24 protein-coding genes are annotated in these 23,954 nt (G+C 58.9%); 14 read left to right on the plus strand and 10 right to left on the minus strand.

The annotated features are described in order from the left end of the window. Nucleotides 1-5 precede the first annotated feature (5 nt). Nucleotides 6-965: an alpha/beta hydrolase gene (locus tag BOSE62_RS14165; protein WP_159647276.1), complete on the plus strand. Its 960-nt coding sequence runs from the start codon at nucleotides 6-8 to the stop codon at nucleotides 963-965. Between the two features lie 151 nt (nucleotides 966-1,116). Continuing rightward, the gene (locus BOSE62_RS14170; protein WP_159647278.1) at nucleotides 1,117-1,551 is read left to right on the plus strand and encodes an RcnB family protein; all 435 of its coding nucleotides are present in this window, start codon (nucleotides 1,117-1,119) and stop codon (nucleotides 1,549-1,551) included. Between the two features lie 123 nt (nucleotides 1,552-1,674). On the opposite strand, the gene BOSE62_RS14175 is transcribed toward BOSE62_RS14170, so the two are convergent. The 6 genes from BOSE62_RS14175 to BOSE62_RS14200 all read right to left on the minus strand — a co-directional run bounded on the left by BOSE62_RS14175 (nucleotide 1,675) and on the right by BOSE62_RS14200 (nucleotide 8,686). Next, nucleotides 1,675-2,355 (minus strand): PspA/IM30 family protein, encoded by a 681-nt coding sequence (locus BOSE62_RS14175; RefSeq protein ID WP_159647280.1) that lies wholly within the window; start codon nucleotides 2,353-2,355, stop codon nucleotides 1,675-1,677. Nucleotides 2,356-2,435: 80 nt separating this feature from the next. After that, the gene (locus tag BOSE62_RS14180) at nucleotides 2,436-3,413 is read right to left on the minus strand and encodes an NAD(P)H-dependent flavin oxidoreductase (protein WP_159647282.1); all 978 of its coding nucleotides are present in this window, start codon (nucleotides 3,411-3,413) and stop codon (nucleotides 2,436-2,438) included. Between the two features lie 70 nt (nucleotides 3,414-3,483). Beyond that, nucleotides 3,484-4,527 (minus strand): acyl-CoA dehydrogenase family protein, encoded by a 1,044-nt coding sequence (locus BOSE62_RS14185; protein ID WP_159647284.1) that lies wholly within the window; start codon nucleotides 4,525-4,527, stop codon nucleotides 3,484-3,486. 109 nt (nucleotides 4,528-4,636) lie between these two features. After that, the gene (locus BOSE62_RS14190; protein WP_159647286.1) at nucleotides 4,637-5,791 is read right to left on the minus strand and encodes an acyl-CoA dehydrogenase family protein; all 1,155 of its coding nucleotides are present in this window, start codon (nucleotides 5,789-5,791) and stop codon (nucleotides 4,637-4,639) included. A gap of 45 nt (nucleotides 5,792-5,836) precedes the next feature. Further along, entirely contained in the window at nucleotides 5,837-7,798 is a 1,962-nt protein-coding gene (locus BOSE62_RS14195; protein ID WP_159647288.1) for an alkyl/aryl-sulfatase, read from the minus strand. 90 nt (nucleotides 7,799-7,888) lie between these two features. Continuing rightward, nucleotides 7,889-8,686: an enoyl-CoA hydratase-related protein gene (locus tag BOSE62_RS14200; protein ID WP_159647290.1), complete on the minus strand. Its 798-nt coding sequence runs from the start codon at nucleotides 8,684-8,686 to the stop codon at nucleotides 7,889-7,891. Between the two features lie 124 nt (nucleotides 8,687-8,810). Here BOSE62_RS14200 and gspH point away from each other — a divergent pair, with 124 nt between their 5' ends. From gspH to BOSE62_RS14260, 12 genes are all read left to right on the plus strand, one after another. Beyond that, nucleotides 8,811-9,269, plus strand: a complete 459-nt coding sequence (gene gspH / locus BOSE62_RS14205) for a type II secretion system minor pseudopilin GspH (RefSeq protein WP_159647292.1) — start codon at nucleotides 8,811-8,813, stop codon at nucleotides 9,267-9,269. After that, complete coding sequence (gspI, locus tag BOSE62_RS14210; protein ID WP_159647294.1) at nucleotides 9,266-9,670, plus strand: type II secretion system minor pseudopilin GspI; 405 nt, start codon at nucleotides 9,266-9,268, stop codon at nucleotides 9,668-9,670. Before gspH ends, gspI begins: the two co-directional genes overlap by 4 nt. 90 nt (nucleotides 9,671-9,760) lie before the next feature. Continuing rightward, nucleotides 9,761-10,510, plus strand: coding sequence for a 6-phosphogluconolactonase (locus BOSE62_RS14215; RefSeq protein WP_236554050.1), 750 nt, complete (start codon nucleotides 9,761-9,763; stop codon nucleotides 10,508-10,510). Nucleotides 10,511-10,636: 126 nt separating this feature from the next. Further along, the gene (locus tag BOSE62_RS14220; RefSeq protein ID WP_159647296.1) at nucleotides 10,637-12,172 is read left to right on the plus strand and encodes an acyl-CoA synthetase; all 1,536 of its coding nucleotides are present in this window, start codon (nucleotides 10,637-10,639) and stop codon (nucleotides 12,170-12,172) included. Between the two features lie 12 nt (nucleotides 12,173-12,184). Continuing rightward, on the plus strand, nucleotides 12,185-13,483 hold the full coding sequence (locus tag BOSE62_RS14225) for a cytochrome P450 (protein ID WP_159647298.1): 1,299 nt from the start codon (nucleotides 12,185-12,187) through the stop codon (nucleotides 13,481-13,483). Nucleotides 13,484-13,557: 74 nt separating this feature from the next. Next, on the plus strand, nucleotides 13,558-14,988 hold the full coding sequence (locus BOSE62_RS14230; RefSeq protein ID WP_159647300.1) for an aldehyde dehydrogenase family protein: 1,431 nt from the start codon (nucleotides 13,558-13,560) through the stop codon (nucleotides 14,986-14,988). A gap of 134 nt (nucleotides 14,989-15,122) precedes the next feature. Continuing rightward, complete coding sequence (locus BOSE62_RS14235; RefSeq protein ID WP_159647302.1) at nucleotides 15,123-16,295, plus strand: acetyl-CoA C-acetyltransferase; 1,173 nt, start codon at nucleotides 15,123-15,125, stop codon at nucleotides 16,293-16,295. Nucleotides 16,296-16,357: 62 nt separating this feature from the next. After that, nucleotides 16,358-17,140, plus strand: a complete 783-nt coding sequence (locus BOSE62_RS14240) for an SDR family NAD(P)-dependent oxidoreductase (RefSeq protein WP_159647304.1) — start codon at nucleotides 16,358-16,360, stop codon at nucleotides 17,138-17,140. Nucleotides 17,141-17,203: 63 nt separating this feature from the next. Further along, nucleotides 17,204-18,076, plus strand: coding sequence for a crotonase/enoyl-CoA hydratase family protein (locus tag BOSE62_RS14245; RefSeq protein ID WP_236554052.1), 873 nt, complete (start codon nucleotides 17,204-17,206; stop codon nucleotides 18,074-18,076). Nucleotides 18,077-18,112: 36 nt separating this feature from the next. Continuing rightward, nucleotides 18,113-18,745, plus strand: a complete 633-nt coding sequence (locus BOSE62_RS14250) for a TetR family transcriptional regulator (protein ID WP_159647308.1) — start codon at nucleotides 18,113-18,115, stop codon at nucleotides 18,743-18,745. A 21-nt stretch (nucleotides 18,746-18,766) separates the two neighbouring features. Then, nucleotides 18,767-19,747, plus strand: coding sequence for an MBL fold metallo-hydrolase (locus tag BOSE62_RS14255; RefSeq protein WP_159647310.1), 981 nt, complete (start codon nucleotides 18,767-18,769; stop codon nucleotides 19,745-19,747). After that, entirely contained in the window at nucleotides 19,744-20,238 is a 495-nt protein-coding gene (locus BOSE62_RS14260; RefSeq protein ID WP_159647312.1) for a hypothetical protein, read from the plus strand. Before BOSE62_RS14255 ends, BOSE62_RS14260 begins: the two co-directional genes overlap by 4 nt. A 36-nt stretch (nucleotides 20,239-20,274) precedes the next feature. Here BOSE62_RS14260 and yghU read toward each other — a convergent pair whose 3' ends face one another. The 4 genes from yghU to BOSE62_RS14280 form a co-directional block, all read right to left on the minus strand. Beyond that, entirely contained in the window at nucleotides 20,275-21,165 is an 891-nt protein-coding gene (gene yghU / locus BOSE62_RS14265) for a glutathione-dependent disulfide-bond oxidoreductase (protein ID WP_159647314.1), read from the minus strand. A gap of 114 nt (nucleotides 21,166-21,279) precedes the next feature. After that, the gene (locus BOSE62_RS14270; RefSeq protein WP_159647316.1) at nucleotides 21,280-21,594 is read right to left on the minus strand and encodes a DUF1330 domain-containing protein; all 315 of its coding nucleotides are present in this window, start codon (nucleotides 21,592-21,594) and stop codon (nucleotides 21,280-21,282) included. Nucleotides 21,595-21,604: 10 nt separating this feature from the next. Next, a complete protein-coding gene (locus BOSE62_RS14275) occupies nucleotides 21,605-22,801 on the minus strand; it encodes an acyl-CoA dehydrogenase family protein (RefSeq protein ID WP_159647318.1) in 1,197 nt (398 codons plus the stop codon). Between the two features lie 12 nt (nucleotides 22,802-22,813). Continuing rightward, nucleotides 22,814-23,926 carry an acyl-CoA dehydrogenase family protein gene (locus tag BOSE62_RS14280; RefSeq protein WP_159647320.1) on the minus strand — a complete coding sequence of 371 codons (1,113 nt, stop codon included), beginning with the start codon at nucleotides 23,924-23,926 and terminating at the stop codon, nucleotides 22,814-22,816. Nucleotides 23,927-23,954: the final 28 nt, after the last annotated feature.

Here is a 23,954-nt window from a genome sequence, read left to right on the forward strand (position 1 = left end):
GATATATGGCAAACACAGATATTGTAGACCAGTGGGCAGCGTCGCAAGACCTGCCCGCATGGTTCGTGCAGGCGATGGCCGTGCCGCGCGAGGAAGCCTTTGTCGAAGTCGATGGTGCCAGGGTCCATTATTTCCGCTGGGGAAAACGCGGCAAACCGCCGCTGCTGATGACCCACGGCTTTCTGGCGCACGCACGCTGCTTTGCCTTCATCGCGCCGTTTCTCGCTGAGAATTATGATATTGTCGCCTATGACCTTGCCGGGATGGGCGACAGTGAAATTCCGGCCGATTGCGATGGTGACAAGCGCGCTACAGCGATGGTCACCCTAGCTGAAGCGCTCGATCTGTTCTCGACCCCGGTGAAGCCGAAGATCATCGCGCACAGCTTTGGTTCCGGCGTCGCCCTGACCGCCATGGAAATGGCGGGAGAACGCTTTGGCGGCCTGATCATCTGTGACCTGATGGTTATGCGCCCCGAGAGGCTGCTAGCCCATTTTGAAAATGGCGGTGGTCCACCGGGTTCCGGCCGGTCGGATCGACCCAATAAAGTCTATCCCGATTACGACAGCGCGCGTGGCCGCTTTGTCCTGTCGCCGCCGCAGCCGGTGCAGGAACCGTTTCTGCTGGAATATATGGCCTATCATTCGCTCCGTGCCGTGCAGGACGGCGAGCAAAAGGGCTGGTCGTGGAAATTTGACCCGATGGTTTTCCATCGCAATGAAAATGATATGGCGAAATGGGCGCAGACGGGACAGCGGATCGTCGATCTGCCACACCGGCTGGCGATCGTCTATGGCGAGAACAGCAAGCTTTTTGATGATGACAGTGCGGCCTATCTGCGCGAACTGGGCGGTGACCATATACCGATGATCGCGATTCCCGAGGCAGAACATCATCTGATGCTGGATCAACCGCTGGCGCTGGTCACGGCTTTGCGGTCGATCCTGGCTCTCTGGAGGGATTAACGGCCCGCTAGCTGATTGCCAGATGAACGAAAGCGGGGTTCTGCGACAATCTAGTACAAAATAGCGCGAATCTGACAAATGTCTGGGACAGGTCTCCCCTATTTCTACCTGTGACGCCGCAGTTGGCGCCGGATAGAAAAAGGAATTGAAGATGAAAAAGTTTCTGATGGCTTTGGCAGTGACAACAATGGCGGTGTCCCCGGTGGTTACCGCCCAGGCAGAAGCTGCCCCGCACCAGTCTTCCAAGAAGAATAAAACGACGACAAAAACGACGGTGAAGAAAACGACCGCTAACCAGAAGGGCAAGCGTACCGTTACCAAGACAGTTACCCGGCAGCAAGCGGCCCCCGCGCGCTATAGCAGAACATCAACGGTGGTGCGGCAGAACCATCGCAACTGGTCCAAGGGCCAGAAGTTTGACCGGCGCTACGCGACCAACTACCGGGTGATCGACAATCCGCGGGCCTATCGGCTCTCCAATGCGCCGCGCGGATACCAGTGGGTCCGGTCCGGCAATGACGCGGTGCTGATCGCTGTGACCAGCGGCATCATCGGAGCGGTCATCGGCAACGCGATTTCCCGTTAAATCGAACGATCAACCACTAAACAAAAGCCCCCGGAAGCATTTCCGGGGGCTTTTTTGTGCGGACTGGAGGCCGGTATGAATGAAGCGTCTCTGGTCTGGAAATACCGAAAGCCCTTGGCCGGCCTATTTGCTTTTCTCGCCCTTGCCGCTTTTGGCTTTCATCGCTTTTTTCATGGCAGCCAACCGTTGTTCGACCTCCGAATTGCGCTGCAACTCGCCGATTTCAGAAGCTTGTCTTGAAGCACCATTCACACCGCCGGCCATTTCCATGGTCCGTTCGAAAGTTGCTGCCGCGCGTTCAACCTTCCGATCGACGGTCCGGTCGGATTCTGACCGGTCGTCCCCTGCGGCGCTGTTCTCGCTCATCATTTTTTCAAAACCGGCGAGCTCATCCTCCATCCCAGACTTGCGGGCAGCGAGGTCCTCCAGCAAGCTGTCGAGGCGGCCGGCATCCGCTCTGGCCGATGCTTCGAGATTTTTGAAATGCTTGACCTTCGCCTCAAATTCCATCTGCTGCACAATCGCGGCTTCCGCCAGATCCTCGCGGCCTTTCTCGAGGGTGAACTGCACTTTACCCAACCATTCTTCCGCGCGCCGGGCCGACAGTTTCTGCTGGCCAACGGCCTGGCTCTGGCGATCGAGGGCCTCCTCATGTTCGCCACGAACCTTTTCCATCGCCCGGTCAACCTCCCGAATGGCTTCGCGCATCAGGCTGGTCCCGCTGGCGCGTTCGGCGTGATCGAGAGCGGACTCGATCCCCGCCGAAACAACCCGCTTCGCCCGCAAGTAAAAAGGTTCTGCCATGTTCGGATGCTCCGGATATGATTAAAGTCCAATGGGTAACCGAAACTGGCTATTAGTCAATCCGGAGCAAATGGGAACGATCAGCCCGCTACAAAGCCCTTGAGCCGCTCGTTGATGATCTGGTCCGCTTCGGCCATGATCCGGTCTATCAGTTCCTGACAGGTCGGGATGTCATTGATCAGGCCCGCGACCATGCCGCAGCTCCAGGCACCGGCATCCATCGTGCCTTCCATCATGATCTTGGGATAGACGCCCGCGACCTGCTCGATGACATCCTTGAATTCAAGGTCTGCGCCTTTTTCCTTCTCGATTTCGAGCAGCCGTTCGACCGCCGCATTGGTCAGCACCCGTTCGGTGTTGCGCAGTGGGCGCATGACGAGGCGGGTATCGAGTTCGCTGGCGGCGACAATCGCGTCCTTCACATTCTGGTGCACCGGTGCTTCCGTGGTGGCGATGAAGCGAGTGCCCATGTTCATGCCCTCGGCGCCCATCGCCAGCGAGGCGACGAGGCTGCGGCCGTCGGCCTGACCACCGGAGGAGACAAAAGGAATATCCAGTTCGTCGGCGGCGCGGGGCAGCAGGATCATGTTCGGAATATCGTCTTCGCCGGGATGGCCGCCGCATTCGAAGCCGTCGACCGAGACCGCGTCGCAGCCGATGCTTTGGGCCTTCAACGCGTGGCGGACGGCGGTGCATTTGTGGATCACCTTGATGCCGGCATCGTGCAGAGCGGGGAGCACCTGGACCGGATTGTTGCCGGCGGTTTCGACGACCTTCACGCCGCCTTCGATGATCGCCTTGACCATGCCTTCATAATCCGGCGCGTTGACCACTGGCAGGAAGGTCAGGTTCACGCCGAACGGCTTGTCGGTCATGTCGCGGCATTTGGCGATTTCATCGGCCAGCGCGGCGGCGGACGGCTGGGTCAGCGCGGTGATGATGCCAAGGCCACCGGCGTTGGAGACGGCTGCGGCGAGCTCGGCGAATCCGACATAATGCATGCCGCCCTGAATGATTGGATGTTCGATACCGAATAGCTCTGTGATACGTGTTTTCATGGGCTTGGCTCCTGTTTCTGGAAGGATTGGAAGCATGTTTGCTCCATCCGGGAATCATTTAATCGAGCGATTAACTAGCAACCGATTTGCGGTCCGTCCAGTCGCCTGTGGTCACGCCTTTCCAGACTTGATCGGGTGACGTTACGGCGAGCGCTTCTCCGAGCCGTTTCGACCAGAGATGTTCGTTGCCCAGCGCGTCGCGCCAGGCCCAAAGGCGACGGGTATAATGGTGCAGATCATATTCCTGCGTATAGCCCATCGCGCCGTGGACCTGATGGAAAGGCACGGTGACGGCTTCAACGCTATGGCCGATCTGGACCTTGGCGATGACCGCCTCGTGCCAGGCCTGTTCCGGATCGTTGCTGTGCCGGGCAATGGCGCTGGCCGCCTGCGTCGCCGCCATGGTCGCGGCAGCGCATTCGGACGCGGCGACCGCCAGTTGCTGCTGAATCGCCTGGAACTTCGACAGCGGCCGACCAAATTGCTCGCGCTGGGTGACATAGTCGATCGACAGGTTCAGCGCGCTCTCCATCGCCGCCGCCATCTGCACGGCCCGGACGGTCAGAATCAGCGCTTCAAACGCCTGGCGCGACAGATCGGTTTTGGCCGATTGCTCGGCGACATGGCCGGAAAAGACAAATTGCGTCATGCCGTCGGGCGACAGCGATTCTTCCGGCGAGCGGACGGCGACACGGTTGTCGAACAGCGAAATTTCGTGATGCGCCTCGTCGAACAGCACGATCTTGTCGGCGTGCATGCCAAAGGGAATGTCGGCGCTGGGTGTGTGGCCGCTGAGGGCAAAGCTGGCGCTGCCGTCCGCCGGGGCAAGGCCGGCCCGGTCGAGCATCCAGTTGGCGATCAACGTTTCGGCAAAGGGTACGGGAGAGGCGGCCTGCGCCGAAGCCCAGATCGCGCCAAAAACTTCATCAAGGTCGGCGCCAAAGCCGCCATTGGCTTCGCTGACCCAAGCCAGCGGCAGTCCGTTTTCGGTCAGCGCATCCCAGAGCGCCTGCGGATAGCGACCCGCTTCGGCTTCGTGCGGGACTTCCCGTGCGCACAGGTCGGTGTAGATTTTCGTGGCCGTTTCGGCGACCATGCCTTGCGTGTTTATCATAAGATGGTTTCCACCTGTGCTCCGCATTTGATGCGGAGTTTTGCAATAGAAAGAAGGCTCCTGCCTCCGGGGCTTCGCATCAGGTGCGGTGCACAATGCTCTGATATCATCATCTCAGCCCCAATTGCCGCGCGGTGATCCCGCGCATCACTTCGGTCGTGCCGCCGCGCAATGTATTGGGCGGAGAGCGCAGCACGCCGATGTTCATGATCCGCCGCATGTCCGGGCTCCAGTCCTCGGACGACAGATCGTTGAGCATCGCCCGCACCTGCTGGGTCAGGTCGTTTTCCAGCCGGTTGCCGAGATCCTTGACCAGCGCCGCTTCGGTCTCCGGCGACACGCCCTGATCGAGCAGATTGGCAATGCCCCAAGACATGCCCTTCAGCGTGCGCAGACCGGCGATCAGCTTGCCAAGCCGGGCGTGGCTGTCCGAACCCATTTTCCCGCTGAGTTGGTATAGCGCGGTTTCCAGCGTGATATAGCTGGACAGGAAGCGTTCCGGTCCGGAGCGTTCCATCGCCAGTTCGCCGGTCACCTGTTTCCAGCCGCCGCCTTCCTCGCCGAGCAGGCAGTCATCGGGCACGATGACATCCTCGAAATAGACTTCGTTGAAATGGGCGTCGCCCGACAGGTCGACAATCGGCTTGATGGTGACGCCGGGCAGGCTGAGATCGATCATGATCTGCGACAGGCCGACATGGCGGTTGCGGCCGTCGGCCGGCGAAGTGCGCAGCAGGGCGACCATATAATGGCACATATGCGCGCCGGAGGACCAGATTTTCTGGCCGTTGATTTTCCAGCCTTCTGGCACCTTCTCGGCCTTGGTTTTGACATTGGCGAGATCGGAGCCGGCGCCGGGTTCGCTGAGACCGATGGCGAAATAACATTCGCCCGCGGCGATGCGCGGCAGGATATCGAGCTTCTGTTCCTCGGTGCCGTGGGCGAGCAGCATCGGCGCGTGCTGCCGGTCGGCGATCCAGTGGGCGGCGACGGGCGCGCCCGATCGCAGGGTTTCCTCGGTGACAATATAGCGTTCCAGCGCGCTCTTGTCGTGCCCGCCATATTGGCTCGACCAGGTCAGGCCGATCCAGCCGCGCTCGCCCATTTTTTTCGAGAATTCCGGGTCGGCGGAGGCCATCCAGCATTCCGGCTCGGGCCGGAAATTGCCGGCCTCGCGCTCTTCCTTCAGAAAGGCCTGCAATTCGCCGCGCAATTCTTCGAGCGCCGGGTCGGGCTGGACAACGGGAAAGTTAAATCTTTGCATGGGCAATCCTTATTACAGCACGAACGGTGATTGGCGCAGATCCGGTCATGGCGTCACGATATCAAATTGCGGGTCTACCTCGTCAAGCGCGCCGAACATAGATGCCATTAAGGCCGCATTGCCGCTGATGACCATTTCCTTGTTCTGGATCAGCTCCAGCGGATTGGCCTGACGCATCAGCAATTTCGTGAACAGCGCACGACTGATCGTGATCTGCGTATCCGATCCGTCCGCCGTTACAGCATAATCTTCCCCGCGCGGGAACATCACGCTTTTGCCAAGATCTATGCTGACGGCCTCTTTCCGGTCCGGGAACCAGAAGCGGATGATGCCACCATCGCCCTGCATCTTGGCCGGGTTGAAGCGGGTCGCCATGGCGTCGAACAGGTCGACCGCCGGGATGCCGCTCAACACTTTTTCATTGGCTGTGCTGATCGAGTCCTTGACAGTATTGCCCTCGCGCAGCTCCTTCGCGCCGACCAGATAGATATTACGCCAGGTTCCGGCCTCTGCCTGAAAACCGAGCTGTTCATAGGTCGCCGCCAGCCAGTCCTTGGCACTCTGGCTGGCCGGATCGGCAAAGACCAGGTGGTTGAAGACGGTCGCCGCCCAGCGATAGTCGCCTGCGGCGAAAGCTTTCTCCCCGACGGCCAGCGCTTTGTCCGCGCCGCCCATCGCCGCGACATATTTCTGCGAGGCCTCGACCGGCGGCAGTTGGTGATAATGGGCCGGAACCGCGTCCCACCAGCCGAAATAGCGCTGGTAGACCGCCTTGCTGTTGTGGTTGAGCGTGCCGTAATAGTCGCGCACGCCAAAGTCGTTCTCGGCAAAGTGCGGCTTGCCAATATTTTCGGCAATCTCGTGCATCGTGGCGCCCTGATTCGCCTGCCGCATGGTCTGGTCATGGACATAACGATAGATACCGCGCTGGTTTTTCAGCGCCGCCTGCACATTGTCGCTGCCCCAGGTCGGCCAGTGGTGCGAGGCCAGCATCAGCTCCGATTTCGTCCCATAGCGGGCGAGCATCTCGTCGATCACCTTGCTCCATTTCAGCGTGTCGCGGACCAGCGCGCCGCGCGGCGTCAGCACATTGTGGAAAGTGCGGGTCACAACCTCGGCGGTATGCAGCGCCTTATATTGCGGCAGATAGAAGACCAGCTCGGCCGGAGCCTCGGTCTCTCCGGCATCCATGAAGTCGAAGCTGATGCCGTCGATCATCAGCGTCTCGCCCCTCTTGCTGATCGACCGGGTCGGTGGCACGAGCGCGACATCGCCGCTTGAGAGTTTCTGACCGAGGCCACCGCCGACATGACCGGTCTTGCCCACGGGCAGGGCGGTGCCGAACTGGAATTGCACCCGCCGGTTCATCGCGGTGCCGGCAATCACGCTCTCGCCGATCGACTCGGCCAGCCAGCCATGCGGCGCGATTACCTGTATCTTGCCCGACCGGATATCGTCGGCCGAAGCGACGCCGGCGACGCCGCCGAAATGGTCGCCATGGCTGTGGGTGAAAATAACCGCGACGACGGGACGTCCGCCGAGCGTCTTGTTGGCGAGCGCAAGACCGGCTTTCGCCGGCGCGGGCGTGGTCAGCGGGTCGATGACGATCCAGCCGGTCTCGCCGGGGATCAGGGTCATCTGCGCCAGATCATAGCCCCGGATCTGGTAGATGCCGGGCACGACCTCGAACAGGCCGTGGATGCTGTTGAGCTTGCCCTGCCGCCAGAGCGAGGGATTGACCGTGTCGGGTGCATCGCCCTGCAGAAATTCGAACTGGCGCGAATCCCAGGCGACCGTTCCGTCCTCGTTGAGGATCTGGTCTTCTTCAATCCGGGCGAGAAATCCGCGATTGGCATTTTCGAAATCTGTCTGGTCGGCAATCGACAGGCTGGCTGCGACCCTGGCGTTGGCGGCTCTGGTGGCTTCGGTTGCGACACCTTTCGGAGGAGCAGCCTGGGTCGGGACCGCCATCATCAGGGCAATCAGTGAAACAGCGGTCTTTTTCATTTTCTCTCTCCTTCAGATGCCTCTGTATATCAGAGGTCTATCTCCCGAAATTCCCGTCAGGTAAAATGGGGAGAAATGTCTCCCCGTCGATCACGCCCCCTTGAACACCGGCTTCCGTTTTTCGAGGATCGCGTCAATCGCCTCGCGGTGATCGTCGAGCTGCTGCAAAACGCCCTGGAACAAGGCCGCCTGATCGAGATTTTCCTTCAGCGTCACGCTCTGCGCGGTGCGCACCAGTTCCTTGGTCTTGCGGATCGCCAGTGGTGGCAGGCCGACGACCATTTCGGCCAGTTCATAGGCCCGTTCAAGCAGCTTGTCGTTCGCCACAACTTCCGACACCAGGCCATAATCCAGCGCCTTGGCGGCATCGATAAATTCGCCGGTGAACAGCATCTGGTTGGCTCGCGCCTGACCGATGATCCGCGGCAGCAGCCAGGCGCCGCCGTCGCCGGGAATGATGCCGACGCGCAGGAAGCTCTCGGCAAAGATTGCGTCCTCACCGGCGATGCGGATATCGCACATGGTGGTCAGATCATTGCCCGCGCCAATCGCGTGACCGTTGACCGCTGCAATCACCGGTACCGAGATTTGTGAAAAAGCAAGCGGGATGCGCTGGATACCGGTCTTGTACCAATTCTCTATTTCCAGCGGCGTCATATTCTGTTCGGCGGTCATCGCCTTGATCTCGTGCAGATTGCCGCCGGAGGAAAAGCTCTTGCCGTTGGCCGCCAGCACGACGCAGCTGACACCCGGGTCTGCATCGGCCTTGTTGATCGCATCGACCAGCGCCTCGCACAGATCCTTTGACAGTGCGTTGCGTGTCTCCGGCTTGTTCAATGTGATTGTAACGATGCGGTCATTTTTCTCGTAGAGAGCGACGTCAGACATCAAGATTTCCTTTTCCCACCTTATTCGTTTCTATGCCGCCGTCATTGCAGGGGATAATGGATTCTGCAAGACTCGCTCCGGCCAACTCGCTAAATGAACGATAATGATGAGACAGAACATCCCGATGGCAAAGCAGAAAAGCGCCGGGTTCACGCTTGTGGAAATGATGGTCGTGTTGCTGATCGTCGGCTTGATGGCATCGATTGTTGTCTTTTCCTTTCCGAGCGGCAGCAGCGCTCTGGAGGAGGATGCCCAGAGGTTTGCCGCGCGCACCGCGGCGTTGCGCGACAATGCGATATTGCAGTCGCGGCCGATGGCGGTGCAGGTCACGCCCTCCGGCTACAGCTTTCTCGAGCGGCGCAAGGGCAGCTGGTCGGTGATCGAGGACAAGCCCTTTGTCTCGACCGACTGGTCCAGCGGCGTCCGCGCCGCAACCGGCGAGACCGGACCGATGATGATCAGTTTTGAAAGCACCGGCCTGCCGAGCGAGCAGGCCGAGCTGGTCTTGCAGGGCAAGGAGCAGAGCCGCCGCGTACTGATCGCCCCGATGGGCGACGTGACGCTAGCCGGAGCGAGGCCATGAAGCCTCCCGGCGAGCGCGGCTTCACGCTGATCGAAATGCTGGTCGCGCTGTCGGTCTTCAGCCTCGCCGCGCTGGCGCTGATCAGGCTGCAGGCGTTCACGACCCACAATGCGGCAGAACTGGAGCTGCGCGTGGTCGCGCAATCGGTGGTCCGCAACCGTGCGGTCGAGATTCTCACCGACCCGCGGCCGCCGGCGCTGGGGAAACAGGAAGGTGCAGTTGAGAACGGTGGCTGGCAATGGCAATGGACGCAGGACGCGAAGCTGACCGAGGACCAGAACTTCATCCAGGTCGATATCAGCGCGCGCGAAGAACAAAGCGGCGCTCCGGCGTCACTGACCATCTTGCGGCCGTCCGGGCTGGTGCTTGACGAACCGCAGGCCACAGCACCTGCCGACTAGCGGAGCGTCGGGAAAATTCTCATGTTTGACCTTTGTTTCGACCGGTACACAGGTTAGAAGCGCGAGAAAATTTGGCTGACGGACAGAAAAATGAGCAAACTCGAAGATGCATTAGAAGATTTCGACATGGACGATATTCCGGAAGAGGAAGAGTCGATGCTGGAATGGTGGGATTTTGACGACCGCGACGAGATGGTTGAAGCGGTCGCTGGCGATATCCAGTTCATCATCGAGAGCGCCCTCGACGCGCGCGGTGACGCGCTTCTGGCGCTGCCCGCCAGCGATGAAGCCATGCCGGTGCTCGAGGCGCTGGCGGAAAAGCCGATCAAATGGAAATATGTCACCATCGTGCCGACCGACGATCTGCTGGTGCCGCTCGACGATCCGCGCAGCAATGTAAAAAAGCTGGCGCAACTGTTCCTGACGCGCGGCGCCCGCGTCTTGCCGCTGGCACCGGAGCATGAGGATTATCATATGGCCGGTGCCGCTGCCGACGCCCGGCTGCGCGACACGAAATGGCCGCCGGATCTGGTCCTGCTCGGCATGGGCCCCGACGGCAGCACCGCCGGCATCCGGGAAAGCGCGGATATGGAAGAAGCGCTTGACGGTCCGCCGGAGAAAATCGCCGTTGGCCTGCTGCCCGACGACTGGGATACGCCACTGGTTACAATTACCAAGGCGGCGATTTGCGAAGCGCGGACGGTGGCCGTGTTGCTGCAGGGTGCAAGCAGCCAGACGATGCTCGAATCGGAAATCGAACTGGGTGCTACCAGCATGGCGCCGATCGGCCGGATATTTGCCGATTTGACGGTGCCTGTGGATATCTATGTGGAAAACTAGGCGGTAATATTCTCCTTTGTCGACGGTTGATGTCACTATATATTGATTTAACCACGCGATTAAACCATGGTGCCGGGAAAGCGAGTCGTCGAGTCAGGCGACCGGTATCTTGGAGAACGCCAGACTATGCATCCTTCCGTCCACGCAAGGGAAAATCCTGACAGGCCAGCCGTGATCATGGCGACGTCCGGGCAAATTATCACCTATGGGGAGCTGGACAGGCTTTCGAACCAGATTGCACAGCTTTATCGCAGGCGCGATGTACAGATCGGTGATACGGTCGCCATCTGCATGGAAAATCACCCGCAATTTTTTCCGGTCACCTGGGGATCGCAGCGCTCCGGCCTGTTCCAGGTCGCCATTTCCAGCCGGCTCACAGCAGAAGAAGTCAGCTATATCCTGAAGGATTCAGGCGCCAAGCTGTTGATCGGCTCGCAAAAAATGTTGCCGGTTCTGGATCAGTTGCGCACGCTGAACCCGGATGTCGATCAGCTGGTGTACGGCGCGGATGACGAACGGAATATGGAAGCGGCGCTGGAATCGATTCCCGACACGTCGATTGCCGACGAACGTGCCGGCGTCGACATGCTTTATTCTTCCGGCACCACAGGCCAGCCCAAGGGCGTCAAGCTGCCTTTGCCCGAAGACGAGGATATCGCCGGACCCAATGGCATCGCCGGGTTGGCACAGATGATTTTCGGTTTTCACAAGGACTGCGTCTATCTGTCCCCGGCGCCGCTCTATCATGCCGCCCCATTGCGCTGGAATATTGCGGTCCAGTCGCTCGGCGGGACCAGTGTCATCATGGAGAAATTCGATCCGGAGCAGGCGCTGCAGTTGATCGAGAAATATAAATGCGACGTCGGCCAGTGGGTGCCAACCCATTTCATCCGGATGCTGAAATTGCCCGAAGAGGTGCGCAATAAATATGACGTGTCCTCGATCAAGAGCGCGGTTCATGCTGCGGCTCCCGTGCCCATTCCGATCAAGGAAGCAATGATTGACTGGTGGGGGCCGGTGCTCAACGAATATTATGCCGGGACCGAGGGCAATGGCTTTGTCTTCTGCAACAGCGAAGGCTGGCTCGGTCATAAGGGATCGGTCGGACAGCCGATCAATTGCGTGGTGCATATCTGCGATGAAAACGGGGAAGAAGTACCGGTCGGCGAAGAAGGCCAGATCTTTTTCGAGAGCGGCTCCAAGTTCGAATATCATAATGATCCGGAGAAAACCAAGGCGGCGACGCATGAAAAGGGCTGGACCTCGCTCGGCGATGTCGGAAAGCTGGACGAGGACGGCTTTCTCTATCTGACCGATCGCAAAAGTTTCATGATCATTTCCGGCGGGGTGAATATCTATCCGCAGGAAATCGAAAATCTGCTGGTCACCCATGACAAGGTGGCCGATGCCGCGGTCATCGGTGCGCCGGACGAGGATATGGGCGAGAAAGTGGTGGCCGTCGTGCAGCCGATGGATATGGCGGAGGCGGGCGAGGAACTGGCGCAGGAACTGGAAGCCTATCTCCGGCAGTCGCTTTCGGGCGTCAAAGTGCCCCGGCAGATTGATTTTCGTCCCGACCTGCCGCGTCATCCGACCGGCAAGCTCTATAAGCGGCTGCTCCGCGACGAATATTGGAATAAGAAAAATGGCCAATCCAGCTAAAGGATCGAGATGATGGTAACAGAAGCGTATCCAACCTTGTCAGCGGAAATGGGGACAAAGATTATCGACCCGCAAAGCTATGCCGAATGGGATGGCCTGCTCGACACATTCGACTTGCTCCGCGAGAATATGCCGGTCGCACGGGTTGTCGCGGAGGATGACAGCTTCGATCCGTTCTGGCTGGTCACTCGTTATGAAGACGCCATGCATGTGTCGAAGAACAACAAGACTTTCCTCAACCGTCCCCGGTCGACCGTGTTCACGACGAAAGAGGCAATCGCCTTTTCGGAGCGCGTGACCGGTAGCAAGATGCTCGTGGATTCTCTGGTGACATTCGATGCGCCCATCCACCCCAAATATCGCCGGTTGACCCAGGAATGGTTCATGCCGAAAAATCTGAAAACCATAGAAGCGGAAATCGAGGCTTTGGCCAGAACCACCGTCGACCGGCTGGTGAATGCGGGCACCGAGGCCGACTTTGTCCCGCTGGTCTCCGCGCCTTATCCGCTGCACGTGGTGATGCAGATCCTGGGCGTGCCGGAAGAAGACGAGCAGCGCATGCTGTTCCTCACCCAGCAAATGTTCGGCGGACAGGACGAGGATCTGTCGGGTACCGGCATGAAAGACATGACACCGGAACAGATCACTCAGGTCGTCGCGGGCGCGGTGGCCGAGTTTGAACGCTATTTTGCGGCTCTGGCGGCCGACCGGCGGGCAAATCCGACTGATGATGTGGCGAGCGTCATCGCCAATGCCACGGTTGATGGCGAGCCGCTGAATGACCGGGATATGGCCGGCTATTATATCATCGTCGCCAGCGCCGGCCACGACACGACATCGGCATCCACGGCCGGTGCGATGATGGCGCTGGCACAGGACCCGGAACAGTTCGCGCGGGTCAAGGCGGACCGGAGCCTGCTGCCCGGCATTGTCGAGGAAGCGATCCGCTGGACCAGCCCTGTGCAGCATTTCATGCGTACCGCGGCCGAAGATACCGAGGTTGGTGGCCAGAAGATCGCCAAGGACGACTGGCTGATGATCAATTATGTTGCGGCCAATCATGATCCGGACCAGTTTGATGATCCGCGCAAATTCGACGCGGCGCGCTCGCCCAACCGGCATCTCGCGTTCGGCGCGGGCGCCCATCAGTGTCTCGGCCTGCACATGGCGAGGCTGGAGATGAAGATATTGTTCAACGAGTTGCTGGACCGGATCGAGACGCTGGAACTGGCGGGCGAACCGGCGCGCGCCAAATCCACATTTGTCGGCGGCCTCAAAACCCTGCCGATCCGTTATACTCTATCAAAATGAAGGACGCATGCGCCCTTGTAATACAGTATAGACGACTCAATTAGAATGCATGGCACAGCCCAAAGGAGAGCAAGATGGTTACCCAATATAAAAATTTGATCAATGGCGAGATGGTCAGCACGGCGGAAATGCTGGATGTCGTCAATCCGGCCAATGAAGAAGTGATCGGCCAGGTTCCCGCTTGCGGCGAAGCCGAGCTCAACCAGGCGGTTGCCGCGGCCCGAGCGGCGTTCAAGAGCTGGTCAAAGACCCCGATCGATGATCGCCGCAAGGTGGTCCAGGCGATTGCCGGCGTGATCAATGACAATAATGACGAGCTGTTCCGTCTGCTGACCGCAGAACAGGGCAAGCCGCACGCGCAGGCACAGGGCGAGATCATGGGCGCTGCCTATATGGCCGGCTCGCAGGCTACGCTGGAACTGGAAGACGAGATCAACGAGGATAGCGACGAACGGCTGAGCCGTACCCGCCGCGTGCCCGTCGGCGTCGTCGGCGGTATTGTGCCCTGGAACTTCCCGATCATGATGGCGGTGCAGAAAATTGCCCCCGCTTTGCTGTCCGGTTGCACGATCGTGCTCAAGCCGTCTCCGTTTACGCCGCTGACCACCTTGCGTCTGGCCGAGCTGATCAAGGACGTGGCTCCGGCTGGCGTCGTCAACATCATCACCGGCGAAGACAGCCTTGGTCCGTTGATCACGTCGCATCCCGATATCGACAAGATTACCTTCACCGGCTCAACCGCTACGGGCAAGAAGATCATGGAAGGCGCGTCCAAGGATCTCAAGCGGATCACGCTCGAACTGGGCGGCAATGACGCCTCGATTGTCCTCCCCGATGCCAATGTCGAAAAGGTTGCCGAACAATTGTTCTGGTCCAGCTTCACCAATGCCGGCCAGATCTGTGTGGCCGCCAAACGCATTTATATCCACGAGGATATTTATGATGAACTGAGCGCTGCCATCGCGGAATTTGCCAAGAATGTGAAAGTCGGTGACGGTTCGCAGCAGGGCACGGCAGTCGGTCCGATCCAGAACAAGAAGCAATATGAGCGGGTGCTGGAGCTGATCCAGGACGCGAAGGACAATGATTATAAATTCCTGGTCGGTGGCGATACGCCCGACGACAGCATCCCGGGCTATTATGTGCCGATCACGATCCTCGACAACCCGCCGGAAGATGCGCGGATTGTGGCCGAGGAGCAATTCGGTCCGGTGATGCCGCTGATGAAATTCAGCACCACCGACGAAGCCATCGCCCGCGCCAATGACAGCGAATATGGTCTGGCCGGCGCGGTCTGGACGGCCAATCCCGACGAAGGCGTTCGCGTTGCCGAACAGCTGGAAACCGGCACCGTATGGGTCAATGAATTCCTGCACCTGTCTCCCTTTGCGCCCTTTGGCGGACATAAACAATCCGGCTTCGGTGCCGAATATGGCAAGGAAGGCTTGCTCGAATTTACCTATCCGCAGGTAATCACGGTCAAGAAAGACAACGTGCCGGCCTAAGCGGCATTGATGCATCCGGAACAAAGCCGATTATCACTATTGTGATGATCGGCTTTTTTATTTGACGCTAGCGCTTGCGCGGTTTAACCGGTCAGTTAAATTTTCGACTCTCAACCAACCAAAGGAAAAAGATTATGGCAGAAGCCTATATTGTTGACGCGGTACGTACCGCTGGTGGTCGTCGCGGCGGTCGTTTGGCCGGTGTGCATCCGGTAGACTTGGGTGCTGCCACGCTTGACGCGATTGCCGACCGCAATGATTTCGATGCGAGCGCAATTGAAGACGTGATTACCGGCTGCGTCATGCAGGGCGGCGAACAGAGCGGCGATGTTGGCCGCAATGCTGTTCTCGCTTCCAAGCTTCCGGATAGCATTCCGTCGGTGTCCATCGACCGGCAGTGCGGTTCCTCGCAGCAGGCAATCCAGTTTGCCGCCCAGGGGGTCATGTCCGGCACGCAGGATATGGTGCTGGCCCACGGCATCGAAAGCATGACCCGTGTACCCATGGGGTCGACCTTCAAACTGTTCAAGGATGCCGGTCTCGGCACCAACAAGTCGGAACGTCTCGAAGAAGCCTATCCCGGCGTTCAGTTCAGCCAGTTCATGGGCGCGGAAATGATCGTCAAGAAATATGGTTTCTCGCGCGAGCAGCTCGACGAGTTCGCTCTGGAAAGCCACCAGAAGGCGATCAAGGCTGTTGAATCGGGTGCTTTTGACAATGAAATCGTGCCGATCGAAATCGAAACCGCCGAGGGCAAGGAATTGCACAAGGTTGACGAGGGCATCCGCTTTGACGCCAGCATGGAAAGCATCGGCGGCGTTAAGGTTTTGCAGGAAGGAGGCGCGATCACCGCCGCCAATGCCAGCCAGATTTGCGACGGATCGAGTGCGGTTCTGGTCTGTTCCGAACAGGCGCTGAAAGACCATGGTCTGACCCCGCGCGCACGGATCGTCAATCTGACCGTGACTGCCGGTGACCCGGTGATCATGCTCGAAGAACCCTTGTTCGCGACCGATCGCGCACTGGAGCGGGCCGGCATGAAAATCGGTGATATCGATCTCTATGAAGTGAACGAAGCCTTTGCGCCCGTGCCTCTCGCATGGCTCAAGCATGTCGGCGCGGACCGGGCCAAGCTCAACGTTCGCGGCGGCGCGATCGCTCTGGGCCACCCGCTCGGCGCTTCGGGTAGCAAATTGATGGCTACCCTGCTCAACGCGCTGGAGCAGAGCGGTGGCAAATATGGCCTGCAGACGATGTGTGAAGGCGGCGGCCAGGCCAATGTCACGATTATCGAACGCCTCGGTTAATGGAAAATATCGTCATCCTGAACCCGGTTCAGGATGACGACTGATAGAAGAAAGAGAAGATCATGGAACTCAGCAGTAATATTTCAGCCGTCATCACCGGCGGTGCTTCCGGCCTCGGTGCGGCAACCGCCCGTCGCTTGGCTGCCAAGGGCGTCAAGGTTGCCCTGTTCGACCTAAACGAGGAAAAGGGCGAAGCACTGGCATCCGAACTCGGCGGTGTTTTCTGCAAGGTCAATGTGACCGAAGACGAGAGCGTCGACGCCGGCTTCGAAAAGGCCCGCGCCGCCAATGGCCAGGAACGCATCCTGGTGAACTGCGCCGGCATCGGCAATGCAATCAAGACCGTCAGCCGCTCCAAGGAAGACGGATCGATCAAACATTTCCCGCTCGACGCTTTCAATTTTGTCATCCAGGTCAATCTCGTCGGAACGTTCCGCTGCATTGCCAAATCGGCGGCCGGCATGCTGACGCTGGATCCGATGGAAGACGGTGATCGTGGTGCAATGGTCAACACCGCATCGGTCGCGGCTGAAGATGGCCAGATTGGTCAGGCGGCTTACTCCGCTTCCAAGGGCGGCGTTGTCGGCATGACCTTGCCGATCGCGCGTGACCTGTCCCGCGAGGGCATCCGTCTCAACACCATCCTGCCCGGTATTTTCGATACGCCGCTGCTCGCTGGCGCACCACAGAATGTGCGCGACGCTCTGGGCGCCATGGTCCCGCATCCGCCGCGCCTTGGCCAGCCAGACGAATATGCCGCGCTCGCGATGTGCATGATTGAAACGCAATATTTCAACGGCGAAGACGTCCGTCTGGATGGCGCCATCCGGATGGCCCCCCGCTAAAAAACCGAACCATCAAGGGCTGCGAGAAACTCGCAGCCCTTTTTGTATCTGATGGAGAAGCTCGTGACCGAATATACGCAGATCCTTTACGACGTCGCCGACAATATCGCGACGATCACGATCAACCGCCCTGAAAAGATGAACGCTTTTACCGGCACGATGATGAAGGAAATGATCGACGCTTTCGACCGGATTGATGCCGATGATGATGTCCGTGCGGTCGTGGTTACCGGTGCCGGGGATCGCGCCTTTTGCGCCGGGGCCGATCTGACCCCCGAACATGGTGGTGGACCCTTTGCCAGCGCCGATCCGGTGGAGGATTATTCCGATCCGCGCGTGCGTGACGGTGGCGGGTTGCTGGTGCTGCGTATCTATCAATGTCTCAAGCCGGTAATCGGCGCGATCAACGGTGTCGCCGTCGGCGTCGGTGCCACGATGTTGTTGCCGATGGATATGCGGCTTGCGAGCGAGGGCGCGCGCTTCGGTTTTGTCTTTGCCCGTCGCGGCATTGCACCGGATGGCGCGGCCAGCTGGTTCCTGCCCAATCTGGTCGGCCGGGCACAGGCGCTGGAATGGTGTATGACCGGACGTGTGTTCGACTCGGCCGAAGCGATCAAAGGCGGTCTCGTCCGTTCGCTGCACAAGCCGGAAGATGTGTTGCCCGCCGCATATGCCCTGGCGCGCGAGATTGTCGACAATACGGCGCCGGTTTCGATCGCCGTCACCCGGCAGATGCTGTGGCAATTACCGGCCGCGGGACATCCGATGGAGGCGCATAAGGTCGACAGTCGGATTATCTACAATCGGGCCAAATCTGCCGACGCAAAAGAGGGTATCACAAGCTTTCTGGAGAAGCGCAGTCCGGACTATCCGGATAAAGTGTCGAGCGACTTGCCAGACAGCTTCCCATGGTGGAAAGAACCTGTCTATAAGTGACAGATTAGTGACATAGTGCGTCAAAGGGGAAGACGAATGCCAACCAATAAAATGGGGGCCAAGGAGAGTGAAGCAGGGGCGCGGGACAAGCTGATCGAAACCGCGAGCCAGATCATGCGCAAGGGCGACACGATCGATATTTCCTTCAGCGAACTGTCCGTTCTGTCGGGCCTCAACAGCGCGCTCGTCAAATATTATTTCGGCAACAAGGATGGCTTGCTCGAAGCGATCCTCGAGCGCGACATGGACAATATTCTGGAGCAGGTGGGTCTGCTGATCAAGAAGGACTGGCCGCCGGAGGACAAGCTGCGTCACCATATCGGCGCGGTAATCGATACCTATTATGAATTTCCTTATCTGAACCGGCTGACCATGCGGCTGATTCGCGAACTGCCACCGGAAGGGGCGCGTAAAATTGCCGACAAATATCTGAAGCCGCTCTCTGAGGCCTATAATATTTTTGTTGGAGAAGGCATCAAGTCGGGGGTGTTTCGCGAAGTCGACCCCGACCTGTTCTATTCCGCTGTAACCGGTTCGGCTGATCGGTTCTTTACCGGCAAGCTGGTGTGGAAATATTGCTATGGCCGGGAGGATTTTGACGAGCGGATGCGCGATGCTTATCGCGAGCAGACGGTCGACCTGATCATGTCGGGGATTCTCAAACAATAACCAGCGCTAGGGGGCGATCACATGAGCAAGGCTGCGGGACTATTCGGACTGGCTTTATCACTGGCAATCGCTCCGCCGGCCCTCGCCCATGGCAGCAAGGCGGCAGAGACCCCGTCCCACGGCCCGGTGATGAGCGCCGATCAGATCTATTCGGCCTTCGGCTGGGATTTTGACACGGTCGAGATCAAAACCCAGAAAGTAGCCGACGGACTCTATGTCCTGTTCGGGCTCGGCGGCAATATCGCGGTGTCGGTCGGCAGGGACGGCACATTGATCGTCGATGACCAGTTCCCGCAGCTGATGCCGAAGATCAAGGCGGCGTTGAAGGAAATCGGCAGCGAAGGCGTCGATTTCGTCGTCAATACCCACTGGCATTTTGACCATGCCGACGGAAATATGACGTTGGGTAAGGACGGTAGCTGGATCGTCAGCCAGTCCAACAGCCGGGCGATGATGCTGGACGACCAGGTCGTCAATTTCGGACCCTTTGCCGGCGAACAGAAAGCCTATCCCGAACATGCCCTGTCCGACATCACCTTTGACCGGACCATGCAGTTTCATATCAACGGCCAGAAGATCGACCTGCTGCACGTCGGCCCGGCGCACACCAACGGCGATACGGCGGTCCTCTTCCGCGGGACGAATGCCGTCCATCTCGGCGATGTTTTCAACAATAGCGGCTATCCCTTCATCGACGCCGACAATGGTGGCGACCTCGCGGGCATGATCGCTTTCTGTCAGGCGGTCCATGATACGATCGACGATGATACGATCGTCATCCCGGGGCACGGTCCGGTCACAGACCGCGCCAGGCTGGCCCGCTATATCGAGGTGCTGACCATCATCCAGGGCCGCGTGCAGGCGCTGATCGACGATGGCAAAAGCCTGGCGGAAATCATGGCCGCAAAACCGACGGCGGACTTCGATGAGGAATTCCAAGCCAACGAGATGATGCTGCCAAGCTTCCTCAGCCGTGTTTACGCCAGTCTGACGCGGGAATGATAAGCGCTGCGACTTCCGCAGTCGCTTTTGCGATGGCCTTGACAGTAACTGCGCCAATGAATGCTCAACCCGATCTCGTTGGCAATTATCTCTGCACGATCGTGGAAAAAGCTTCCATCGCGACAACGCATTTGGAAGGCGCTCCGCCTCCCAAGGCTTTTATCGATGATCAATTGCCGACGCGCTTCGGGTTACGAATTACCAGCGACGACGAGAATCCAGCCACCTATAAAATGGCCGAAATTCGTTATCAGGGGCCCGATCTAGATCCAATTGAGTGGCATACCGAAAATAGCGTTCTGCATAGCGTTTATGTTGGAGACGGCGTCACATTCAAAGCATCAGACAGCGAAGCATTTGTGACCTTCCATGCGACTGTGCATTCAAACGAGGATGGTGATTTTTCTTTCCATCATGCTGGCTTCGAATGGGCGGGCGGCGAAGATGGCCATTTGTCCATCCGCTGGGGGCGTTGCAAAAAACTTCAATAAGTTTTCAGCATTTGGCCGCCCGCCATCAAGGGATGGCTATTCCGCCGCTTCGCCTTCCGGTTCCAACTTGTCCTGTGTGCGCAATTCGAAATCGCTCGCATCGTGCCTCTCGCGCAGCTGGTCTTCGAGATCACCCCAGGCGCGGTTGACCATCTTGCCGCGCTGCACCGCCGGCCGCTCGCCGATCATGTCGGTCCAGCGGTTCATATGCTTGTAGGAAGCGGTGTCGAGAAATTCGGCGGCTTCGTAGACGACATTCTTGACCAGCGCGCCATACCAGGGCCAGATCGCGATATCGGCGATGCTATATTCGTCGCCGGCCATATATTCATTGTCGGCGAGATGGCGGTCGAGCACGTCGAGCTGGCGTTTGACCTCCATCGCGAAGCGGTCGATGCAATATTCGATCTTCACCGGTGCATAGGCATAGAAATGGCCAAAACCGCCGCCGAGATAGGGGGCGCTGCCCATTTGCCAGAACAGCCAGTTGAGCGCTTCGGTGCGCTTGTTGTGATCGCTGGGGAGGAATGTACCGAATTTCTCGGCAAGATAGAGCAGCATCGAGCCGGATTCGAAAAGCCGCGTCGGTGTGTCGGTGCTATGATCCATCAGCGCCGGGATCTTGCTGTTCGGGTTGATGTCGACAAAACCGCTGCCGAACTGGTCGCCTTCGCTAATATTGATGAAATAGGCGTCATATTCCGCGCCCTTGTGGCCCAGCGCCAGCAGTTCCTCGAGCATGACGGTGACCTTCACGCCATTCGGCGTTGCCATCGAATAGAGCTGCAGTGGGTGCTCGCCGACTGGCAGCTCGACGTCTTTGGTCGGGCCGGCGATCGGGCGGTTAATATTGGCGAAGCGGCCGCCATTGGCCTTGTCCCATTTCCAGACTTTCGGGGGCGTGTAATCGGGCAGATTGTCGGTCATGGATCATTCCTTTTTGGATTGGCCGTTGTTGCTCTGGACAAGCGGTAGCATTTGCAACCGAACCGATCACGCAAGTTTTTCTGCGTCCGCTCCAAGCGGACTTTTGGTCGCAGCCTAGTCGCGCGGCGGAATGCTGTGCACCATGGTCAGGAACTGCAGCGTCGTGCCGGCGCGGCGATGCTCGGACAGAGCCTGATAATCGGGATCCTTATACCAGGCCGTGGCCGCCGTTTCGTTGGGGAAGCGGAACATCACCACCCGGCCTTCGGGCGGAGCTGCGCCTTCGAAGGTGACACTGCCGTCATCATAAGTAATGAACTCCCCGCCATGCCGTTTGAGGATCGGAAAAAATCCCTTTTCATATTCGCGATATTTCGCCGCGTCCTGGACGGTGAAATTGGCGACGACATGGACGGGTTGTGCGGTCATCATCTGTTTCCTAGTTCATTTCCGCGAAGGTCTTGTCTTTGTCTACCCGCACATCCTGCGGCAGGCCCAGCACCCGTTCGGCGATGATATTTTTCAGGATCTCGTCGGTACCGCCGGCGATTCTCAGGCCCGGCGCCCACATGAAGCTTTCCTGGAAAATCGCATCGGACGGCGCTTCGTCCTTGTCGACGATCAGGCCGAAATGGTCCTGCATCTCGATCGCGCTGTTGCAGATATCCTGCAGATGGTTGGCGTTGATGATCTTGCCGATGGCATTTTCCGGACCTGGTGTTTCACCACGCGACAGAGCGGTCTGGGTGCGGAATTTGGTCAGCTTGTAACCCTGCGCCGCGACATACCAGTCGGCCAGTTTGGCGCGGAAGGCTTGGTCGGACAATGTGCCGGCGGAGCGCGCATAATCCATGATTTCCTTCCAGTCGGGACCCGGTGAACCACCAACTGCGAGCCGTTCGTTCATCAGGGTGACGAGCGCGACCTTCCAGCCCATGCCGGGCTCGCCGAGCCGGTCGCTGTCGGGAATGCGGACATCGGTGAAATAGACCTCGTTAAATTCCTTGCCGCCGGACGCCTGATGGATCGGCCGCACATCGACGCCCTTCTGCTTCATGTCGACGATGAACATGGTCAGGCCCTTGTGCTTGGGCACATTGGGGTCGGTACGGACCAGAAGGATACCATAATCGGAATAATGGGCACCGGAAGTCCACACTTTCTGACCATTTATGACCCATTCGTCGCCATCTTTGACCGCTTTTGTCTTGAGACCGGCAACATCCGACCCGGCTGCCGGCTCGGAAAAGAGCTGGCACCAGATTTCCTCGCCCATCAGGGCTTTCTGGACATAGCGTTTCTTATGCTCGTCCGATCCGAAGGCAATCACCGTCGGCACGCACATCCCGAGGCCGATTGCGAACGGGCCGGTCGGCGCGTCAAATTTGGCTTCTTCCTGGCCCCAGATGACCTGTTGCATCACGGTGCCGCCGCGGCCGCCCATTTCCTTGGGCCAGGTGATCTGCGCAAAGCCGCCTTCCGCCTTGGTCTTCTGCCAGGCCTTGGCGCGCTCGAGAAAATCCTCGCGGCCAACCGAACGCAAGGCGCCCGGCGTCTTGGGCTTGAGATGCTGCGAGAGAAAGGCGTTCGCTTCGGCGCGAAATTCTGCTTCTTCTGGTGTGTCGTTGAAATCCATGTCTAATTCCTTCTAACCATTTTTCGCTTCGAGCGCGCTGACCAGCTTCTCTTTCCAGACCGCCGGGCTGCCCGCCTGCACGGCCAGCAATTTGGCGCGGCGGTAGAAGAGGTGGCAATCCACTTCCCAGGTGAAGCCCATGCCGCCGTGGGTCTGGATATTCTCTTTCGAGGCAAACCAGTAGGCCTCCGAGGCCGCGACCCGGGCGGCCGCTGCCGCTTCGGGCAGCTCGGCGGCGTCGCTCGACAGCGCCCATGCGCCATAATAAGCGTTGGAGCGGGCGACTTCATTCTTCACATACATGTCGGCCAGCTTGTGCTTGATTGCCTGGTTGCCGCCAATGGCGCGGCCGAATGCGACGCGTTCCTTGGCATAGTCATTGGCCATTTCGAGGCAGCGCGACGCGCCGCCCAGTTGTTCGAAAGCGAGCAAGACCGCTGCCCGGTCGTTGATCTGGTCGAGCAGCGCCATGCCATTGCCCGCTTCGCCGAGAAGCTCGGCTGATGCGCCGTCGAAACTGATCGTCGCATGGCTGCGCGTCGGTTCGAGCGTCTTGACCGGTTCGCGCGATACGCCGCTCTGGTTGAGGTCGACAATGACGAGGCTCTCGCCGCTGCCGTCCTTCACCAGCACGATGGCGTGGGTGGCGATATCGCCATCGGTGACAGGGATTTTCTTGCCGGAGATCACGCCGTCCTTCAGCCGCGTGGCAATAGTGCCGGCCTTGATCTCGCCCGGCCCTTCGCTGACCGCAATGCAGCCGATCAGGCTGCCGTCGGCCACTTTTGGTAGCAATTGCGATTTCTGCTCGTCGCTGCCCGCCAGTTTTAGCGCCTCGGCAAAGAAATAGGCCGATGACCCGAACGGAACCGGCGCCAGCACGCGGCCCAGTTCCTCGGCAATCACGCAAAGCTCGAGCATGCCGAGACCAAGCCCGCCATATTCTTCGGGGATCGCTGCGCCGAGCCAGCCCATTTCGACAATCTGCTTCCAGACGCCTTCATTGTGGCTCTTGCTGTCATCGTCCAGCACTTCGCGGACATGCGCGGTGGTGCATTGGGCTTCCAGAAACTTGCGCGCTTCGTCTCGAAGAAACTTTTGATCGTCGGAAAAATCAAAATTCATGGTTCAGGCCTCATCCCGTTGTTTATAT

The organism is Sphingorhabdus sp. 109, assembly GCF_902506555.1.
Lineage (GTDB): Bacteria > Pseudomonadota > Alphaproteobacteria > Sphingomonadales > Sphingomonadaceae > Parasphingorhabdus.